Here is a 19,169-nt window from a genome sequence, read left to right as displayed (position 1 = left end):
CTGTTGGATGGTGTTTATCCTACATCAAAGGCCAGGCTTTTCCAGTTTTCCTTCTTTAGAACTTTGATCATGATTAAAAACACAATCCAAACGACAATGGCAGCACCCCAAATCACAAGTTCATGTTTATTAATCAAGACATGTAGATAGCCCACAGATCCTAAAAGTCCTAGAATAAACATATTAACTAATACTCTGCTTTTGCCATTCTGGCTTGCCTGAGAGAAAGGAAAAGATTTGATCAAAAATAACATGATTAGAACACATTCTACCCCTCCGATGGCCGTAGCTAATAGAATGTCATTGACTACATGTACACCAAAGAGGGGCACACATATAATCAAAAAAAGAAGATTGAAAGGTATAAAAAACTTCAAAAATGAAGCCTTTAATACACCAGACATCAATTCACCAGTTTGTTGGATGGGGGCTGCATAATATATCCATGCAGCTTTATATTTTTCACTTTTGGTCACCAATTGGAATACTGTTAATACCGTTAAGAGCGAGAAGTAGAACATCATTATGTAATAGGCCGATTCATTAATGTTATCTATTTTTTCGGCCAATGAATCCTTTTTCCCTTGTAAAAATAGAAATATAAAATATACTGGTAGGTAAGCCATTGTGGGGTACAGTTGCATCTTAAATTCTCTTGAGCGATCGGTTATCAACCATACAATCGAAAAGCCTGCTTTTTCTAAAGGCGTGTCTGTACATGTTTTTTCGATTTTCTTATACAAAGGAATTTTTTCTGTACTGTCTTTGCTACGTGTTGCTATTGGAGTATCGCCACCAGCCAATAGCGCTAGTTTGCTGTTGAAATCTTTAGAGAATAATTTCGACGAACCTGAAATAGCTACTAGAATAAGGAGTATACTTAAAGCTGCAAAGCATATCGTCAATACGCTAAAATCCTGTAGCAATAAACCTTGAAATGAAGCGACCCACGTGCCTGGAGAAAACCAAAGCAGTTTGATACTGTGCACACTATTTTCTCCCTCAGAGATACTGCTCATCACTTTAGGGCCAATTTGATAGCCGATGAAGATAAATATCGAAAAGAATATCTGAATGTAACTGATGAGATCTTTGAACTTTTGAATGGACAGAAACCGTAGGCACAAAGAATAAAATATATTAACAAAAAACACCGCAATCAAACTACTTACTACCAGTTGAATCAAGAAAACGACAGCAGGTAACATATTCCAATTGATAAAGATATAAACAAGACCGGGTAATGAAATGGCTAATAATTGTGTCGATATCTTAATCAACATATACAACACTCTTGAAAATGCTACTGTTTTGTCATTCACGGGTCTTGGTAGAACAATATACTGGTCTCTATTGTCCAGTAGAATTGTAGAAAAGTCCGTAATCAGCGATAGTGACAACATCGATAATATCAATGTCAAAAACAACGATGTTGCTAAGAATTTGTCAGGGATAGTATAGACAAATGACAAGAACATAAAGCCCATCACCATAAAGATAAAAAACTGAAACCAAGTGGTATACTTGGAGTTCTTTTTATTCTTATTATTTCCGAAAGAAGCTATAGGACTGCGGTCATCTATGGTCAGTTTTGTCTCAATTATTAGCTTTAGTTGAGCGACATTGATACCCATACCTGCCCATAGTTTGCTGAAAAGCAAAATAAATTTTAATGTTAGTTTTTGCATCCTAGTATTAACGAATTGCTGAGATAATATTTGATGCCTCTAGATTTCCATTCTCTTTACCAGTCAGTTTGGAGAATATTTGCTCCAATGAATCCGATTGATCTGTCTTCAATTGCTCAAAAGTACCATCAGCGATAATATTGCCCGCTGAGATTAGCAGGATACGATCCGACACTTTCTCAACGACATCCATCATATGCGAACAGTAAAATATGGTTTTGCCTTCTTTAGCCAATAGCGATATGAGCTCCTTGACAATAATTACCGCGTTCGCATCCAATCCGGATAGAGGTTCGTCCAGTATAATGATCTGCGGATTATGGATGATACCTGATATCAATAGTATCTTTTGACGCATACCTTTAGAGAATGTATCCATTCGGTTGTCAGCCTGTCCTTCTAGCCCGAATGCTTTCAGCAATTGCTGCGCCCGTTGCTCAATTAGTACATCTTCCATGCCGTATAGCTTACCTACGAAATCAAGATATTCCATAGGGGTTAATACGTCATACAGTTCTGCATTTTCCGGTACGTAGCCTATTTGACTTTTTACAGCAAGCGGGTTTTCCCTAATATCGATATCATTGATTATAACCTCACCATCAAAATCATTGATCAGAACTGCCAAAATTTTTACTGTAGTAGATTTCCCAGCCCCATTGGGACCGATATAACCTATTACCTGCCCTGGGTAGATATCAAGGTTTATTCCCTTGAGTATCTGTTTTGATCCGTATGACTTTTGAAGATTTGATATTCTGACAATTGGTTTACTGGCTTCCATAAAAAGATTTTATAATCTAAAGATACAAAATTTATGGAATATCATCCAGTTATCCTTCTTTTCAATCTGACTTTGTAACTTTAACATGGTACGGATTGTCTAACAATTGTAATAAGGTTCGGGTACCTCCACTTCAATACCTAAGAATTCTTGCAATTGTTGTACGTAGGTATCCAAAGCATGCTGTTCGCCATAATAAATCGTTATATAACCATTAGACTTTAGTTTAACAGACAACTCTACATAACCGCCGCCTTTGGCTGGGAGCACATTTTGTATAATAAGTTGGTGCACATCTTTACGGTTAAATTGGATGGCATACTGATCTCCTGTAAAGCCAAATGTATTATCATCCGCGAGCCATACAGCATTGCGTGTTTCGGTTTTTTCAACTACTATTAGAGGTATCGCGATGACATTAGCATTACTTTTGTAATCCGGCTGAAAATTTAACAGGGTATCAAAGGATAGAATTTGTGTCGTTTCAATACTTAATGCTAAGTTATCCGTTAAGACACTCTCCGAATAATCCCTATAATTGTTAATCGTCAGTGATGTGCCACCATCGTCATATTGACCGTTCACATCATAGGTATAACAGATCGACAAGCCTATTCCGTCCAGATCAAACGTCAGGTATTTTTGATCATCGCGTTCATAGCCTGCATTGTCAATAACTGTAGGGATTTCCTCCATCCAGAGTTCACGCAATTGGTAGTAGCTCTCATCACTGTTTGAACCCGTATATAAAGTGGTGAAATACGATTGGATAGCGATATTCTGGCGTTCATCGGCATCGTAGTAAAACTCCAGTAGATCTATTAGTAAAGAACCTATCCGAACAGGGTAATTGATTTTAAAATAAGTCGTGTCAAATTCAGATTGGTACAGCTGGCCGATATTAAGCTTCAAAAACTCCTCATAAGTGGTATCCCAAGAAACAAATAGGAGCGGAGTAGATTGTATCTCAAATCCATCTTCATAATCCGTATGCTGCTCTGGTAATATTTGATAGTTCGCAGTCTTATTGCCGATCCAAATGCGGTTTTTCTGTTCCTTTTTGCTATTTATAGTTTTAAAGAATAATGCATCGTCAAAGCCAAATCGTTTAGACAATTGGAGATAGGCTTTAGAAAACCCCTGTTGCAGGGCAGGAATATAGTGTTGCCTATAGTCGAATAGAAATAGGTAAGGGGCTTCAGCCAAAATTTCAACATACGCATATTTTAATATGGACAGATCAACACTTTCTTCATAGGTATGATCTTCATAAAAAAGCCGATTATCCGAAATATATATATTCCCAGGCGTAGTTTCTCGCGGAAAAGGATTATTCTTTTTAAATAGATTGAACATAGGTGTGATTTAAGCTCTTATTTACAAGGACCAGACGGCTAGTTCATAACCATCCATATCCGTAAATTGAAAACGTCTACCCCCTGGAAAACTGAAAATATCCTTTACGATAGTTCCGCCGGCATTTATGACTTTACTTCTAGTCGCTTCAAGATCGTCCGAATAGAGTACGACTAGTACGGTCCCATTTATCGGTTCTCCCTGAGCAAAACCACCATCTACATAGTCACCTTCGAACGCTGTGTATTCCTTACCGTAATCTGTGAACTTCCAACCAAAACATTGGGTATAGAAATGTTTTGCTTGGACAATATCTTTTGATAGAAATTCGATGTATTGTATCTGCTCGTGTTTTAGGTTCTGCGAATTATTTTCTGTCATGATCAATTATTTGCTTTTATAAATATAGCCACTTTATTTTGTGTTTTTTTAGTATAGTTGGTAGGCTTTGCTTCTGTACGCTTTCCTGTGTTTTCAACGATCAGAATTTTTGATTTAATTTGTTGCTGCGAGTAACTTGCCAAGATTACAGTATAGGTTTATGGCTCTTAGAAAAGATCGGGGCGACGGCGGGAAATTTCTGATGCGACTTTCAGTTCAATGTAAACTAAGAAGCAAATAAGCACTATTTCTACCGAGAAATAAGCTAATCCAATAGTTGTTATCAAGGGGGAGTTATGTATTAATACACCAGTCGTTAGAATACAGTAAAACAAATTGGCAATGCCAATACCTCTTAAAAAAGGTGTCCAATTTTGTTTTAAGAGAAAAAAACAAGCTGTTGAATAAATGCAAAAACAAAAGGCTATTAACGCAAGGTACGCCAAAGCCGTTTTCGGTATCCCAATATATTCGTTGAAATTTTTTGATACCAAAAACAATAAAACCGTGGTTAGCAGAGCACCTATGCTATCGATTAAAAAGAGTATGTTTGTTTTTTCTTTTAATTGATTTGTGATAATTCTAACTACAGAATCCATTTCCAAACCTACCAAAATTCACCTTTACACGCAAAATAAATTTCAAACCTAATCCTTTAGCCTCCTATAGACATCTACACAGAGTTCAATACAACTCCCGTCACCGATAGTTAGATAGTTGTTGTCTACTATTGTAGCAGAATACTTGCCGGGTTCGGTTGCAGCTGTGCATGCAGACGAAATGATCAGGTTACGGCTTGCGTCATTCCCTTCCTTTTTTGGTGTAAAAGTATATTCGCCTCCGCATGAAAAGCGAGTATCAGTAGTTTTGCCTTTTGAATCAAAAGAAATTATTCGGTTTTCACTTGTTTTATCTGCAACATGAATGTTTCCTCCGCCATTGTCGGTTCTTCTTTCAACTAATTTCCATTTACCCACAATACCTGTTTGACTGTTTCTGAAAGCATATTCATCCGTACTATCCTTGCGGCATGAAACAGCAAAGGTTAAAAGCGCGTATAAAAAAATCTATTCATCATAATAATGTAGACTTGGTTTCTACCTAAACGGAGATTTAATTTGTGACGCTATACAGAGTTGTGCTTATTCCTATTTTTTGTAAATTTATGATCTATTGTAGATTTACTTCGGTCGTGCTTGATTAGGAGGTTTTAAAATTATTCAATACATTCGTATTTCGAAAAGAAAAGTGATTTTATTTAACCAATTTCATGAAACTGCATACACACTATAATGATCAACAGTTAACGGAGCTCATGCAGGCCGATGATCATGCAGCGTTTACAGAAATTTTTAATCGCTATAGTGCCTTGATATATAGCCATGCTTACAATAAGTTGCGCAACGAGGAAGAAGCCAGGGATGTGGTGCAAGAAATGTTTATCAATTTATGGATCAAAAGGGCTAGTTTGGATCCGCAGAATAATCTTAGTGGATACCTATATACCGCGGTTCGGAATGGTGTTTTGAATTTGATAAAGCATAAGAAAGTTGTCACCAATTATGCTGATCTCTTTAGCCAGATAAATCTTCAATATACTGCTTCCACAGATCACCTCATTCGTGAAAAACAATTTGCAGCACTTATTGAGGCAGAAATAGCAGCATTACCACCGCGTATGCGTGAAGTGTTTGAGCTGAGACATAAAGAGCATTTGTCTAATAAGGAAATCGCTGAGAAGATGCAGATCGCCGAATCTACCGTAGCCGATCAAATGAAAAAGGCCTTAAGAATCTTAAAACCTAAAGTCAGATTTTTATTAATTATCTGTTTTCTTTTTAATAATTGATCTACATAAGTATTTTTTTAGATCCGCATCCCCAATTACCTTTCTTGAGTTGTATTACTCTATATACAGCATATATAAACCTAAAAATGCAGGAAGAAAAATTTAGAATACTTTTAGAGAAATATATTGCGGGCAATTGCACCGAAGATGAAATAGCATGGTTGGAGAATGCTTATCTGAAGTGGAATGAAGCAGATAAAATACGGTTGACAACGCAGCAGCTCGAGGCAGCCCAGTCGTTTATGTGGCTTGCTGTGCAAAGAGAGACTTCAGGGCCTGAACAATCCTCGTCTTTCCATAGGTCGAATAAGTCAGGTCGGTCCATATGGCGCAGGATCGCCGCAGCTGCTGTGGTTTTGTTATCGGTTAGTGTCGGATTATATTTTTATTTCATCCATCAACCCGTTGAAAGCACTGATTATTTGTTGGTTAAAAATAGCATTCAACCTGGGGGCAATCGAGCTATCTTGACTTTGGATGATGGTCGTACAATTAATTTGAGTAATCAAAAAGAAGGTATTGTGGTCGGCACTGATCAGATTAACTATAGTGATGGTAGTCCTGTTTATCCAAAAGACTTTTTGAGCGATAAGGAGAAACCCATGGCTATGTTAATCTTATCAACACCCAATGGTGGTCAATATCAAATCACATTACCTGATGGTACAAAGGTATGGCTCAATGCGGGTACCACCTTAAAATATCCATCTCGTTTTATTCACAACGAACGACGCGTAGAGCTAGATGGTGAGGCCTATTTTGAAGTGGCCAAGAACACAGAGCAAGTATTTGTAGTGACGAGCCACAATCAAGAGGTGCGTGTGTTAGGTACACATTTTAATATCAATGCATACCGCGATGAAGAAAGTATAAAGACAACCTTGCTCGAAGGATCTATTCGTGTGCAGAGTGAAAGGGTTAATAATTCCACCATTCTTCAACCAGGGCAACAATCCATTACAAGGGGGGGCAATATAAAAACTGTTAAGGTCGATCCAGAGAACGCTGTCGATTGGAAGAATGGCGATTTTATTTTTAGAGAAGATCTGCAATCGGCTTTGCGACGTGTTGCACGCTGGTACAATGTCGAAATAGTGTACGAACCGTCTGCTCCAAAAGATCTAAAGTTTGGCGGCTGGGTATCTAGGGACAATGATATTGCTGCCGTATTAAAACTGATAGAATCTACTGGGAAGGTTCATTTTAAAATTGAAAAGCCTCTAAAAGGAAGTACAGAAAGGAGGGTTGTCGTGAGTAAATAAATACCTTACATATGTCTAAAATAAAGCCAGAAGTGCTACGAACACCTCCGGCTTCAGTTTAGCAAAGATTAATAAAATTAGATTTACTAACCGATACAAGCCTATATCTATAAAACCAATTGGCCTGTAACAAAAACCAAACATAACAAACCTATATAAAAATCTTGAAAATATACAATTTGAACGATTTCTTGTCGATCAATAGGTTTGTTATATAATAACGACAAAATGTATAAAATATGTACCAATAAGGGAGCAATGTCCAAGCGGCACCTCTATAAATTCCTATTAATTATGCAATCAGTCAGTATTTTTCTACTTGTATGTCTCATGCAGGTGAGTGCGGCTACTTTTGGACAGTATATTACACTCAAACAGCGGAATGCATCTTTGGAATACGTACTTCGGGAAATCCGCAAGCAAAGCCATTATGATATTATTTATGATCTTGAGCTCATTGAAAAAGCTAAACCTGTTAATATTCAAGTCAGCGGAGTTAGTTTAGATGCGGCTCTAAAGCGTTGCTTCTTCAATCAACCATTGACCTATTCTATCGATGGAAAAACGATTACGATAAAGGATATTGAACGCAAAGAGATGATTGCGTTATCGTCAAAAGATTTTTTGGCTGCGATCGATGTAAGGGGTAAAGTGGTCGATGAGCGGGGGAAGCCAATGTCAGGTGTGACGGTCCGGTTAATGGGAAGTAGCCGGACGGCAATAACAAACGCGGAAGGAGACTTCTACTTTGAGAAAGTCGATGAGAAATCAAAGTTAATCATTTCTTATTTGGGGTATAAAGCGCAGGAAATTCCTGTTAAGGCTCATGTGGGTACTATAAAGATGAGTCCATCGAGCGACGATCTAGAAGAAGTTGTCATTACGACAGGTATATTTAACAAAGCGAAAGAAAGTTTTACAGGAGCTTCTACGACGATTACTGCCGAAGAGTTGCAGCGTTTTGGAACCCGCAATCTCGTAACGTCTATTCGAAATATCGATCCGTCTTTTAACATTATTGAAAGCAATGCGTTTGGTTCTAATCCAAATCGTTTGCCTGAAATACAGATTCGCGGAAATTCCAGTATTCCCAATGTTGGAGATATTGGGCCAGGAGATTTAAAAGATCAAGCAAGAGCTGCTCTCAATACACCTTTGATTATTCTAGATGGCTTTGAAACTACGTTGCAAAAGCTGTTAGACATCAATGAAAATGAGGTAGCAAGTATTACTATTTTGAAAGATGCATCTGCAACCGCTATATATGGTTCAAGAGGTTCCAATGGAGTAGTAGTTATTACGACTAAGTTGCCAAAGGCTGGAAAGCTTCGCGTGTCCTATCGAGGAGATGTCAATTTTGAAGCACCTGATCTTTCCGATTACAATCTGCTGAATGCACGGGAAAAATTGGATTTGGAATGGAAGGCAGGTTATTTTGATGCTGTTAATGTGCAGACTGATGTACAATTGAAAGACTATTATAATTATTGGGTTAATGAGGTTAACAGTGGAGTTAATACCGATTGGCTTGCTATACCATTGCGAAATGGTGTAGGCCAACGGCATAATTTGCGATTGGAGGGCGGAGACCAAGCGTTAAGATATTCTGCTTCTGTTCAGGTTAATGATATTCAAGGGGTAATGAAGGAGTCCGCTCGGAAGATTTTTAATGGGAGTATCTCTCTATCCTATTTATATAAAGACGTTAAATTCAATAATAATCTACAGATATCGCAAGCTAATGCTAGTAATTCACCTTATGGTTCCTTTGCTGATTATGCTGTAATGAATCCTTATCGGAAGCCATTCGATGATGATGGTAATGTTGTGAAAATTTTTACTGAATATCGTGGAAGCTTTAACTTTCTGCGGGGTAATCCTTTATATAATGCTACGTTGAATACTTTTGATAAATCTGGGACTTCGGATATTACAAACAATACCAGTGTGGAATGGAGTATACTTAAAGGTTTACTATTAAGGAGTCAAGTGGGGATAACGAAGACAGTAGGTCAGACTGACCAGTTTAGACCCGCAGATCATACCGCATTCGCCAATTATGTAGAGAATGATGTTTTCAGGAAGGGAGATTATACGTATGGTATCAGTAATGGTTTGCGCTATGCCGGCTCATTAAATGCCTCCTATACTGTAAACTTTGATAAGCATACTGTTTTTGCGGGTCTTGATTATAGTATTCGAGAATCTAACAGTTCAAGCTATAGTTTTTTGGCCGAAGGTTTTAATAATCCCAATTTTGATTTTATATCGATGGCTTTACAATTTCCTGCAGGAGGAAAGCCCAGTGGTTCAGAAAGTTTAACGCGTTCCATAGGGCTTACTGGAAATCTAAATTATATTTATAATAACCGCTACTTTATAGATGGGTCTTTTCGTTTTGATGGGTCATCACAATTTGGATCAAAGAAGCGTTTTGCACCATTCTGGTCCATGGGTTTTGGATGGAATGTTCATGAAGAGTCCTTTTTAGTGGATAATAGTTTCATCGATCGCTTAAAGCTAAGAGGATCTACAGGAATTACAGGTTCACAAAATTTCAGTGCCTATCAGGCTCTAGCTACCTATCGTTACTATACGGACGATCGTTATTATAATTGGAATGGTGCCTATTTATTGGGTTTGGGGAACGAAGAATTAAGATGGCAACAAGCGCTAAAAAATAATATAGGTATCGATGCGGAATTTCTGCAAAGACGCCTTCGGGTGACAGGTGATTATTATATCGAGACTACACGAGACCTAGTTTCTTCGGTTAATTTGCCTGCTTCGAACGGATTTCCTAATTACATTGCCAATATAGGTAAAATGCGGAATAAAGGTTTCGAATTAAAAGTAACTGCTTTTATATTGAACCAAGGTAATGAGGGTTTTACATGGAGTGTTACAGGAGCAGTGGTTCAAAATAGGAACAAAGTTATTGAAACTTCGCAAGCGCTAAAAGATGCTCAGAAGGTGATTCAGGATGGAGCTGGTAGTCCAGGCATGATGTATGTTGAGGGCTATTCAAGCAATGTCATCTGGGTTGTTCCTTCCCTTGGAATTGATCCTAGTAATGGAAAAGAACTATTTATGGATGCCTCGGGTAGGCCCACTTATACATGGAGCGGAAACGATGTGAAGGCAATGGGCACTACTGAACCACGATACTTCGGTAATTTTAGCTCCATGTTGAGGTATAAGGGACTTACCTTAAATGCTTCTTTCGGATACCGTTATGGCGGGCAGCAATATAATTCAACCTTAGTGAACAAGGTAGAATCAAGTGATTATAGACTTAATGTCGATCAACGGGTTTATGATGATAGGTGGCAAAAGCCTGGAGATCATGCTGCTTTTAAAGGCCTTTTAAATACTACAGCTACTAACAAAAGTTCTCGATTTGTGCAGGACGAAAATGTATTGACTTGTCAAAATATTAGCTTACGATACGAGGTATCCGCAAAAAAGCTTTTGCAATCATTGAATCTCAATGCATTTAATATATCCGCGAATATGGCTGATGCATTTCAGCTATCAAGTATACAGAGAGAACGAGGAACTTCTTATCCTTTTTCTAGACAAATCTCAATGAGTATAAATGCAACTTTTTAAAAAATAGACATGAAAAATATGAAATGGATAGGGTGTTTATTGATCGGAGTGATGCTATTTACTTCATGCAATAAGTTTTTGGATGTTACGCCAAGAACTGAAACACCCCAAGATAAATTATTTGCTACAGAAGTAGGCTTTAAAGATGCTCTCGCTGGTGTATATATTCAGATGAAGGATAATAATGCTTATGGGAAGGCATTAAGCTATGATAGGATTGAACGGCTAGTATCAAGTTGGGATGTCGCAGCCAATACGACAGATCAGCGATTAGGTCAATTTAACTATAGCGATGAAGGTGTTGAAAATGCATTAGCGAGCAGTTACGGACAATTGTATAAAGTAATTTCGAGTGTAAACGCTATTCTGGGCGAAATTGATAAAAGAAAAGACGTTTTCAAAACTTCAGGTTTGTATGAGGTAATTAAAGGGGAAAGTCTAGCTATTCGCGCATATTGTCACTTGGATATATTGCGGCTGTTCGGCCCGATACCTAGTGATCCAACAAATGGAAATAAATTGGCCTATGTTACTACATTATCCAACAAGTTGAATAGCTTAACTTCTTTCGATGAGTACAAAAATCTTTTATTGAAAGATTTAGAAGAAGCCGAAAAATTATTACACATAGGAGATCCCATTTTGGAAAAAAATGTACAAGGGGCAAAAGATTCATATTTGTCTAAGCGTACAATAAGAATGAATTATTATGCCGTAAAAGCTCTATCTGCGCGAACCTATTTATGGTTCGGTAATAAAGAAAAAGCTTATGAAAACGCGAAAATTGTTATTGAAGCAAAAAATAAAGATGGCGTGGCTCTATTTAAATTAGGTACTTCTACCGATATGACTACTCAAAATTATTTATTAACAGGTGAGCATATTTTTGGACTATATGATTTCAAACTTTTTTCAAAATATTCAGCTGATTTCGCCTCCGGTAATTTCTATAAAGGAGCCTCGTCTACTACCATACAGAACGAGCTCTATGGAAATACAGGAATGGATATTAGAGAGGCTTATCTTTGGGAACAAATAACTTTGGCTAATCAAGCCAGACGTTATGTAATGAAAAAGTATAAAGTTCTTGAGAAACTCGGTAATACGGATATAGATACAAAACAAATCCCTATGCTTCGGCTTAGTGAATTGTTTTTAATTGCAGCAGAAACTGCGCCGAATATAGAAGCTAATGCTTTGTGGAGCCAATTTTATTTTGCAAGAAATGTTCCGGTGACGGCATTAGCGGATGACCCGATTCAACGTCAAATGCAGATTATGAAGGAGTATAGAAAAGAGTTTTATGCCGAGGGGCAAAGCTTTTATGCGTACAAACGTTTAAATGCAAGCAATTCTAACTTTCTATTTCTTCCAGCAGGTGTAACCGTAAATTACCTCGTACCATTGCCCAAAACTGAAACTGTTAATCTTAATTAATTTATTAGAAGATGAAAGCTTATTCATATTTTTTAATTGCATGTATATCTACGATGATCTATTCATGTAAGAAAAATCCATACATGTATTTTCAGGATATTGCAAGGTTACAATTCGGACCGGATGTTTCGAGAATTTACGATAATAATTACAGGTTGTCAGATTCATTGAAACGCTATACATTCTATTATGAAGGTAAGGAGATACAGCAAGATACTGTGTTTTTTGATTTGTATGCAAGTGGAGGAGTTAGTGCACATGATCGATCATTTCAATTGGTACAGGAGGACATTCCAGGTGTAATGAACGCTATTCCTGGAAAACATTATAAAGCTTTTTCGGATCCAACTGTAGTTACAGAATATGTGATTAATGCAGGAAAGGTTCGTGCCTCTGTCCCAATAGTCTTATTGAGAGAACCTTCATTAAAGGAGAGCACTGTATCCTTGAAACTTAAATTAGTTGCTAATGATAATTTTGGACTAGGGGAAACTAATAATTTATGGCGAAAAGTGGAATGGACAGATAGACTAAGTCAACCAACTCAGTGGGACGCATCGATTACTCAATATCATTTAGGAAACTACAGTATTAAAAAACATCAGTTTATAATAGATGTGACTGGTCAAAAATGGGATGACGAGTTCATAAAATCTATACGTACAGATAATGGTCTTTTAAGTTACTGGAAGTCAGTTATCAGTATAGCTGTGGTTAATTATAATATTGAACATCCTGGCGAACCATTGAGGGATGAGAATCGGGAGTTAATCGTATTTCCTTAATTTTTAAATCGAAAAAAATGATAAGAATATATATGTTGAGTGTTTTGGTTTTACTGTTTTCCTCCTGTCTGAAAGATAAAACCAATACTGATTTTCTACCTCATGAGGTGATTACCGTAGAAGGAATCGAAAGTAGTTATACAAAAGTTTCTGAAATAGATCGTATAATACTAGATCCACAAGTCACTTCTACAGACCCCAATGCTGAATTTGAATTTATGTGGGGAATTTATAATTCAAACATTGCTGGATTAGATACTTTATCGAAGTCTAAAAACCTAGATTACCTAGTCCGGAAGCCCGCAAATTCATGGAAATTGTTGTTTAGGGTAGCCAACAAAAATACTGGATACACTAAATATGTGACATCTGAATTAAGTGTAATCACTCAATTTACCCGAGGGTGGTATGTTGCGAAAGGAGATGCAGGTAAAACCGATGTGGATTTGTTTTTTACGCCAAGTACTATAGTTCCGGAATCAAAAATGGAAAATGTATTTAACACTGTTAATGGCAGAAGTCTAGATGGAAATCCACTAATCATGAATTTTTATAATAACTATAGCGTTCCACTTGATGGAAAGCGAGTTCTCATTCGAGGATTATTTGTTGTTTCGGATAAAGATGCTACGGTAGTAGATATTAATACCCTTAAAGAAGTAAGGAACTTTAACCAATTGTTTCATAGTGCTCCTACTAAAAAGCTTCCCGGCTTTGTTGGTCTAGGGATGTCTGCTTATTATTTTCTGAATGATGGCGGTTTACATAGTGTTTATAGCAATGGAGAATTCGGAGTTAAGAAAATAAGGGACAATTTAAATACCCCCTATAGATTATCCAATTACTTTTTGACTTCTTGGGTTGGAGGAAATCCTATACTTTATGATGAGATAAGCAGTTCATTTGTGTCAGCTGACGGCAGTGGAAGTTATCTGACCACCATTCAAGATGCTGCTGGTACAAGTATGCCCGCAAATAATAACAATAAGAAATTGTTGTTTATGGGTTTAAAGACATTTTATTCACCTTTTTCGGGCTTTGCTGTTTTGCAGGATAAGACAAATCCTAATCTTAAGATCGTGTCTAAAATTACCGAGACCGCGGTAGGGGGAAGAGCAAGCACGATACGATTGGAAAATGATACACTAAAGACCACAGATAAAATTTTCAATGCTACGCAATATGCTTTGTTAGATGGCGATGAGAATATGATCTATTTCTGTACGGGTAATGAGATTTGGTCAAGAAATCTTTCAAACGGCTTCGAGCAATTACAATATCGCATTCCAGCAGGAGAAGAGGTGACTTTCATGAGACATAGAAAGTATACGCGAGAAGCACCTTATAACTTCAATTTTATAATGGTAGGTACGAAAGTTGGGGGAAATTACAAGGTACGTATGTTTACGAAAACTCTAGGGAATTTATCTTCGGAACCCAAAGTAGTTCTTGAAGGAAAAGGAGCAGTGGGTGATGTGATCTATATTTCACCATCTGTAACCTCTACTACCTACAATAATACCTACTAGGTTTATCTAACTAATTATTCAATTGGCTCTTCTTGTTACAAGAGTCAATTGAATTAACACATAAAATAATGAAAAAGCTTTGTATCTTACTCCTTATCTGCGGTATTTCTTTTTCTGCAATGGCACAACGAGAATCGCTTATTAAGGGAGTACTAAAGTATGAAAAGACCCCAAACCTAAAATTGTATAAAATTGAAAAGGGGAAGACAGTGGAAATAGGAGTCTCTACTCCCGATTCCTTGGGCAGTTTTAGTTTTTCGTTTCACCCCGAATACGAAGGTTTATATGTGTTAGCTACTGAAAAAAGTTCGCCAATTGATCAGTGGAGTTTTTGGTTTAAAGAGGGCGACGAATTGACCCTATCCATCACAGACTCTGGATATGAGCTTACAGGGAAAACCAATTCTAAAGAAAATGTCATTTTGACCAAATGGTATCATCTTCTAAAACCCATCGGAACTAAGACCCTAAATGAAGCGGTATTTGAAAATAACTATTGGCTTTTTTGCCGTCCTTTAGAGGAAATATCAAACAACACCAAGTCTTGGCTAAAAGAGAATAGATCCGGTAATAAGAGATTTGATAGCAGATTGAAGAGTATCGTTACTGTAAACTTAAATCTTATTGCAAATACATTTATAAAAAGCCTTCACACCTATCAGCAATATCTTTCCTATCAAAAAACAGGAAATTACGCTGATTCGGGAACTAAGAATATGAGTCCCTATTATTTTGCGTCAAGTGTAAAAACGTTGTATAAATCCACTGATGATGTATACTTGAATCCATTTGGCGAGAGAGCCTTTCTTGATCAATTAGATTTAGATCGGCTGAAGGATGGAGTTCAGCGTGAATCGGGAGAAAAAGGTTTAAGTCAAGATCTTTCTTACATTTTCAATAATACCTTAAAAGGCGATCGCGTATTGGCATATGTTAACCGACTAAAAGATTACGAGGAATACAAAAGTTTAATGAATCAGTATGGAAAATTCATCATAACAGAAAGTCAGCAGAACTTCAACGCCAGAATAGCCGAAGAATTGGACGGTTTAAAACCAGGAAGGATTGCATATAACTTTTCTTATGAGGATCATACAGGGAATATCGTTTCTATGTCGGATTTAAAGGGAAAAGTTGTCTTAATAGATGTCTGGGCTACTTGGTGTGGACCGTGTCGGGCACAATTTCCCCATCTTAAAAGATTAAAAGAAGAATTCAATGGACAAGATCTCGTGATGGTAGGCATCTCAGTTGATGAACCGAAGAATAAAGATAAATGGCGTCAGCTGATCAAACATGAAAACTTAGAAGGGGTTCAGCTTTTTGCGAAGAACGGTTACGAGATCAGTCAATTCTATAAAATAAAGAGCATTCCAAGGTTTATACTTATCGATAAAGAAGGCAAAATTATCAATGCCGATACGCCATATCCTTCTGATCCTGCGTTAAGCATTTTGATACAGGATATATTGTCCAATTAATTTAAAAAGAAATACATATGAAATATCCATGTAGCAGACCTGTACAGACACCAATGAGAAGACTTTGGATATTCCATATAACCATTAAAAATCAAATTATTTACATATGAAATATATACTATCACTAGTTGCGTCAATCTTTTTATCATTGTTCGCATATGGAAAGTCACCTTATGCAACAGTTAAAGGTTCCTATAAACACGATACAGCAGAAAAAATAAACTTATATACCGTAGTTAATGGCGAGCTGGTCGAATACGCGACAACAAAGCTGGGTGAAAACGGTTCTTTTGCATTTGCCCTTATTCCGGACGAGTATGGTTTTTATTATATAGGTGACCTAAAAGCTTATTTTAGAATTTATCTGCTTCCTAATCAAACTCTTTCGGTAGCTATTGATGCTGAAGAATATGATATAAAGTTGGTGGGTAAGAATAATCGGGAAAATATGCTGATCAATCAATGGTTTAACTTGGTGAAAGAAATGGATATCATGGCTACTAAAAACAAGGGTTATCGTACGATATTCACCGACTTTTATCCTGAATTAGAAAGACGGGTACCTGAATATAGAGCCTATTTGCGTCAGATAACGACCAAAAACGCTAAATTCAATCAGGAAATGACCTATTTAGCTCATAATGATATAAAGTATCTGTCACTCCAATTCTTAAGCAGTGGTAGATTCAAGCACCCAGAGGTTGGAAATGTTACGCCCTTTCATAAAGAGATTCTACAAGAAAAGTTGTTAGACTCTTCTATATTGAAATTGCCTTATGCCTGGAGATATCTTAATTCTTATTCTTCAGTGAAGAGAAGTCATATCCTTAAGAATAACCAGGTAAATTTTGTTAATTATGTACTAGAACAAATTTCCGATACTGAATTAAAAAGCCAGTATTTGTTAAAAGAATTGGAGAAACAAAAAAACGCCGATAGTTACAATGCCTTTTTTGCAAAATATAATAGCTACTTTCAGACTGTGGAACAGAAGAATACGGCTCAAAATATAGGTGCCCCTTTAATGTCACTAGAAAAAGGGAGTCCAGCTATTAATTTTATTTATCCCGATATTAATGGTAACGCAGTTTCGTTGAGTGATTTTAAAGGGAAAGTGGTGGTTTTAGATGTTTGGGCTACCTGGTGTGGGCCATGTATTGCGGAAGTTCCCGCCCTCCAAAAGTTAGAGAAAGATTTTGAGAGAAAAGATGTGGTGTTTATGAGTGTATCCGTCGATGCCAAGAGGCAAAAATGGGAAACTTATGTCAATGAAAAAAAGCTGACTGGCGTCCAGTTATGGGGGGATCATTCGATTATGAATAACTATAAGTTTGACCGTATCCCTCGTTTTATGGTTTTTGACAAAGAGGGAAAGATAGTGAGTGTGGATGCACCGAGACCTTCTGATCCGGCGTTAAAGAAAATGCTAGAAAAGGAACTGGCAAAGTAAATAATTGTCCCATAATTTATTACTAGTCGTAACTTAAAATGTAGGACTCCATGAAGCTCGCTTCATGGAGTTTTTTGGTTTTCAACTCATGGCAGAAGGCTTATAGTTTGAATAGTGCTTGTGAGTGATAAAGTGCATATGCTGGGGATGTTGACCCCATTCCGGGGATACTGACACCCTAATTTTGGTTCAAGGGTCGTCATTGCCAATAACCTGACAATATTACTTTTTTTCTTAGACTTTCTCCTTTAAGTTCAATACGGTGTGATACATGCACGATCCTATCGAGGATTACATCAGCGATCGTGTGCTAACCGATGATATCATACCAGTTTGCGACAGGCAGCTGGCTTGCTATGATGGTAGCTTTTCTATCATGCCTACCCTCAAAGATTTCCATGAGTTCCAATAGTTGCTGCTGTTCCAAGCAGAAACAATAGTTAACATTTTTAATCGTGAGTAGTCCGCGCCTAAAAGCAATGTATGCTCATGCATATTATTTACTTCCCGAGGAATACCCAGAGCTATTTTCAATTCTGTATTAAATACTCGTCCTTGATGGTCAGTCGGCGTCATGTCGGATGAATAAAACACAACGTGTCTTGTTATGATTCATTTTGATTGTTTTTGAAAATATTGATTTAGGGATTTAAATATTAATTATTTGTGTTGTCTCGCTAGCATCTATTAAAGACGTCATTTTCGGAACAGGAGATTAGCTATGTTTTCTGTATAACATACACAAACCTCGCATTATCACCCTTATACCTTGTTGATCTTTGGCAGTTCTTTTGTGTCGTTGCAGGATTTCAGGGCGTTGACGAAGACAGGGGAAGTCTTCGTTCTGCCCAAGGCCTGCCTTTGTCCGGCCTTGATTCTTTCAAAACACGGTCGATCCCCGATGGATCCCCGATGAATCCCCGGTCACCATCGGGGCGCGATCGGAGAACGATCGGAAGTTCATCGGGGAAAAGTGGTATTTGCCCAGGTTCTGGCAGGTACCCAGTAGGGGCTAGCGCTGCTTATCTGTCGCCTACTGGTGGCGTAGCAGATGGTTCACAAGCAAGAAATAACCAAGGAACAACCGAAGAACAGGCCAAGCGCCAACAAAGCCCAGAGAAAGAGCCGCAGATAGGTAATGCTTTTGCAGGCGGCAACGAGGTGTTCGACAGGAGAGAGGTAGTGACTTTGTTCGCCCCTTGTTCGCCCCTTGTTCGGCAAATGTCTACCTATTCTCTACAGATTGTCTACTGTTTCTCTATGTATTCTGTAGAGAAACAGTAGACAAACATAGGACAGAAGGTAGAGCGGTTCCGAAGCGGTTGCGAAGCAGTTCCGAACAAGGTATGGACAGGGCACCTGCAAAATGCAGATCAGGCAAGGATGAAGTGCTTTATACGCAACAGTTGCGCCGAAGCCATGAAGTACTGACAAAATACTTAAAAAAGGCTTCATCGCTACTGTACAGCGCTTCGGATTCTGTCGCTAAATCCTTCGCTAGGGCTTCGGTATTGTGCCGTACCTGCGTGCAGAGCTGTTCGACTGTTGTTCGACT

The 19,169-nt window shown here is 37.7% G+C and carries 14 protein-coding genes and 1 pseudogene; 9 read left to right on the top strand and 6 right to left on the bottom strand.

The annotated features are described in order from the left end of the window. Nucleotides 1-14 precede the first annotated feature (14 nt). The 5 genes from G7B18_RS15275 to G7B18_RS15250 form a co-directional block, all read right to left on the bottom strand. Nucleotides 15-1,688, bottom strand: coding sequence for a hypothetical protein (locus G7B18_RS15275; RefSeq protein WP_164123357.1), 1,674 nt, complete (start codon nt 1,686-1,688; stop codon nt 15-17). A gap of 7 nt (nt 1,689-1,695) precedes the next feature. After that, a complete protein-coding gene (locus tag G7B18_RS15270; protein WP_164123355.1) occupies nt 1,696-2,472 on the bottom strand; it encodes an ABC transporter ATP-binding protein in 777 nt (258 codons plus the stop codon). Between the two features lie 99 nt (nt 2,473-2,571). Then, the gene (locus G7B18_RS15265) at nt 2,572-3,828 is read right to left on the bottom strand and encodes a hypothetical protein (RefSeq protein WP_164123354.1); all 1,257 of its coding nucleotides are present in this window, start codon (nt 3,826-3,828) and stop codon (nt 2,572-2,574) included. A 21-nt stretch (nt 3,829-3,849) separates the two neighbouring features. Next, nucleotides 3,850-4,209: a VOC family protein gene (locus tag G7B18_RS15260; protein WP_164108527.1), complete on the bottom strand. Its 360-nt coding sequence runs from the start codon at nt 4,207-4,209 to the stop codon at nt 3,850-3,852. Nucleotides 4,210-4,856: 647 nt separating this feature from the next. Continuing rightward, nucleotides 4,857-5,186: a hypothetical protein gene (locus G7B18_RS15250; protein WP_164108528.1), complete on the bottom strand. Its 330-nt coding sequence runs from the start codon at nt 5,184-5,186 to the stop codon at nt 4,857-4,859. Nucleotides 5,187-5,479: 293 nt separating this feature from the next. Here G7B18_RS15250 and G7B18_RS15245 point away from each other — a divergent pair, with 293 nt between their 5' ends. From G7B18_RS15245 to G7B18_RS15210, 8 genes are all read left to right on the top strand, one after another. After that, a complete protein-coding gene (locus G7B18_RS15245) occupies nt 5,480-6,058 on the top strand; it encodes an RNA polymerase sigma factor (protein WP_164108529.1) in 579 nt (192 codons plus the stop codon). Nucleotides 6,059-6,144: 86 nt separating this feature from the next. After that, on the top strand, nt 6,145-7,320 hold the full coding sequence (locus G7B18_RS15240; protein ID WP_164108530.1) for a FecR family protein: 1,176 nt from the start codon (nt 6,145-6,147) through the stop codon (nt 7,318-7,320). A gap of 228 nt (nt 7,321-7,548) precedes the next feature. Then, complete coding sequence (locus G7B18_RS15235) at nt 7,549-10,932, top strand: SusC/RagA family TonB-linked outer membrane protein (protein WP_164123350.1); 3,384 nt, start codon at nt 7,549-7,551, stop codon at nt 10,930-10,932. 9 nt (nt 10,933-10,941) lie between these two features. Next, nucleotides 10,942-12,369: a RagB/SusD family nutrient uptake outer membrane protein gene (locus G7B18_RS15230; RefSeq protein WP_164123348.1), complete on the top strand. Its 1,428-nt coding sequence runs from the start codon at nt 10,942-10,944 to the stop codon at nt 12,367-12,369. An 11-nt stretch (nt 12,370-12,380) separates the two neighbouring features. Next, nucleotides 12,381-13,154, top strand: coding sequence for a DUF4843 domain-containing protein (locus tag G7B18_RS15225; protein WP_164123346.1), 774 nt, complete (start codon nt 12,381-12,383; stop codon nt 13,152-13,154). 17 nt (nt 13,155-13,171) lie between these two features. Then, on the top strand, nt 13,172-14,683 hold the full coding sequence (locus G7B18_RS15220; protein ID WP_164108534.1) for a PKD-like family lipoprotein: 1,512 nt from the start codon (nt 13,172-13,174) through the stop codon (nt 14,681-14,683). 68 nt (nt 14,684-14,751) lie between these two features. Next, on the top strand, nt 14,752-16,164 hold the full coding sequence (locus tag G7B18_RS15215) for a TlpA family protein disulfide reductase (protein WP_164123344.1): 1,413 nt from the start codon (nt 14,752-14,754) through the stop codon (nt 16,162-16,164). A gap of 106 nt (nt 16,165-16,270) precedes the next feature. Next, nucleotides 16,271-17,614 carry a TlpA family protein disulfide reductase gene (locus G7B18_RS15210; RefSeq protein ID WP_164123342.1) on the top strand — a complete coding sequence of 448 codons (1,344 nt, stop codon included), beginning with the start codon at nt 16,271-16,273 and terminating at the stop codon, nt 17,612-17,614. Between the two features lie 199 nt (nt 17,615-17,813). On the opposite strand, the pseudogene G7B18_RS19440 reads toward G7B18_RS15210, so the two are convergent. Next, nucleotides 17,814-17,978, bottom strand: a pseudogene (locus G7B18_RS19440) (ATP-binding protein); the annotation flags it as partial. Nucleotides 17,979-18,526: 548 nt separating this feature from the next. On the opposite strand from G7B18_RS19440, the gene G7B18_RS15200 reads away from it, so the two are divergent. Then, nucleotides 18,527-18,898, top strand: coding sequence for a hypothetical protein (locus G7B18_RS15200; RefSeq protein WP_164123341.1), 372 nt, complete (start codon nt 18,527-18,529; stop codon nt 18,896-18,898). Nucleotides 18,899-19,169 lie beyond the last annotated feature (271 nt).

Source organism: Sphingobacterium sp. xlx-130, assembly GCF_011007405.1.
Lineage (GTDB): Bacteria > Bacteroidota > Bacteroidia > Sphingobacteriales > Sphingobacteriaceae > Sphingobacterium > Sphingobacterium luzhongxinii.
This window is presented reverse-complemented; position numbering and strand designations above follow the sequence as displayed.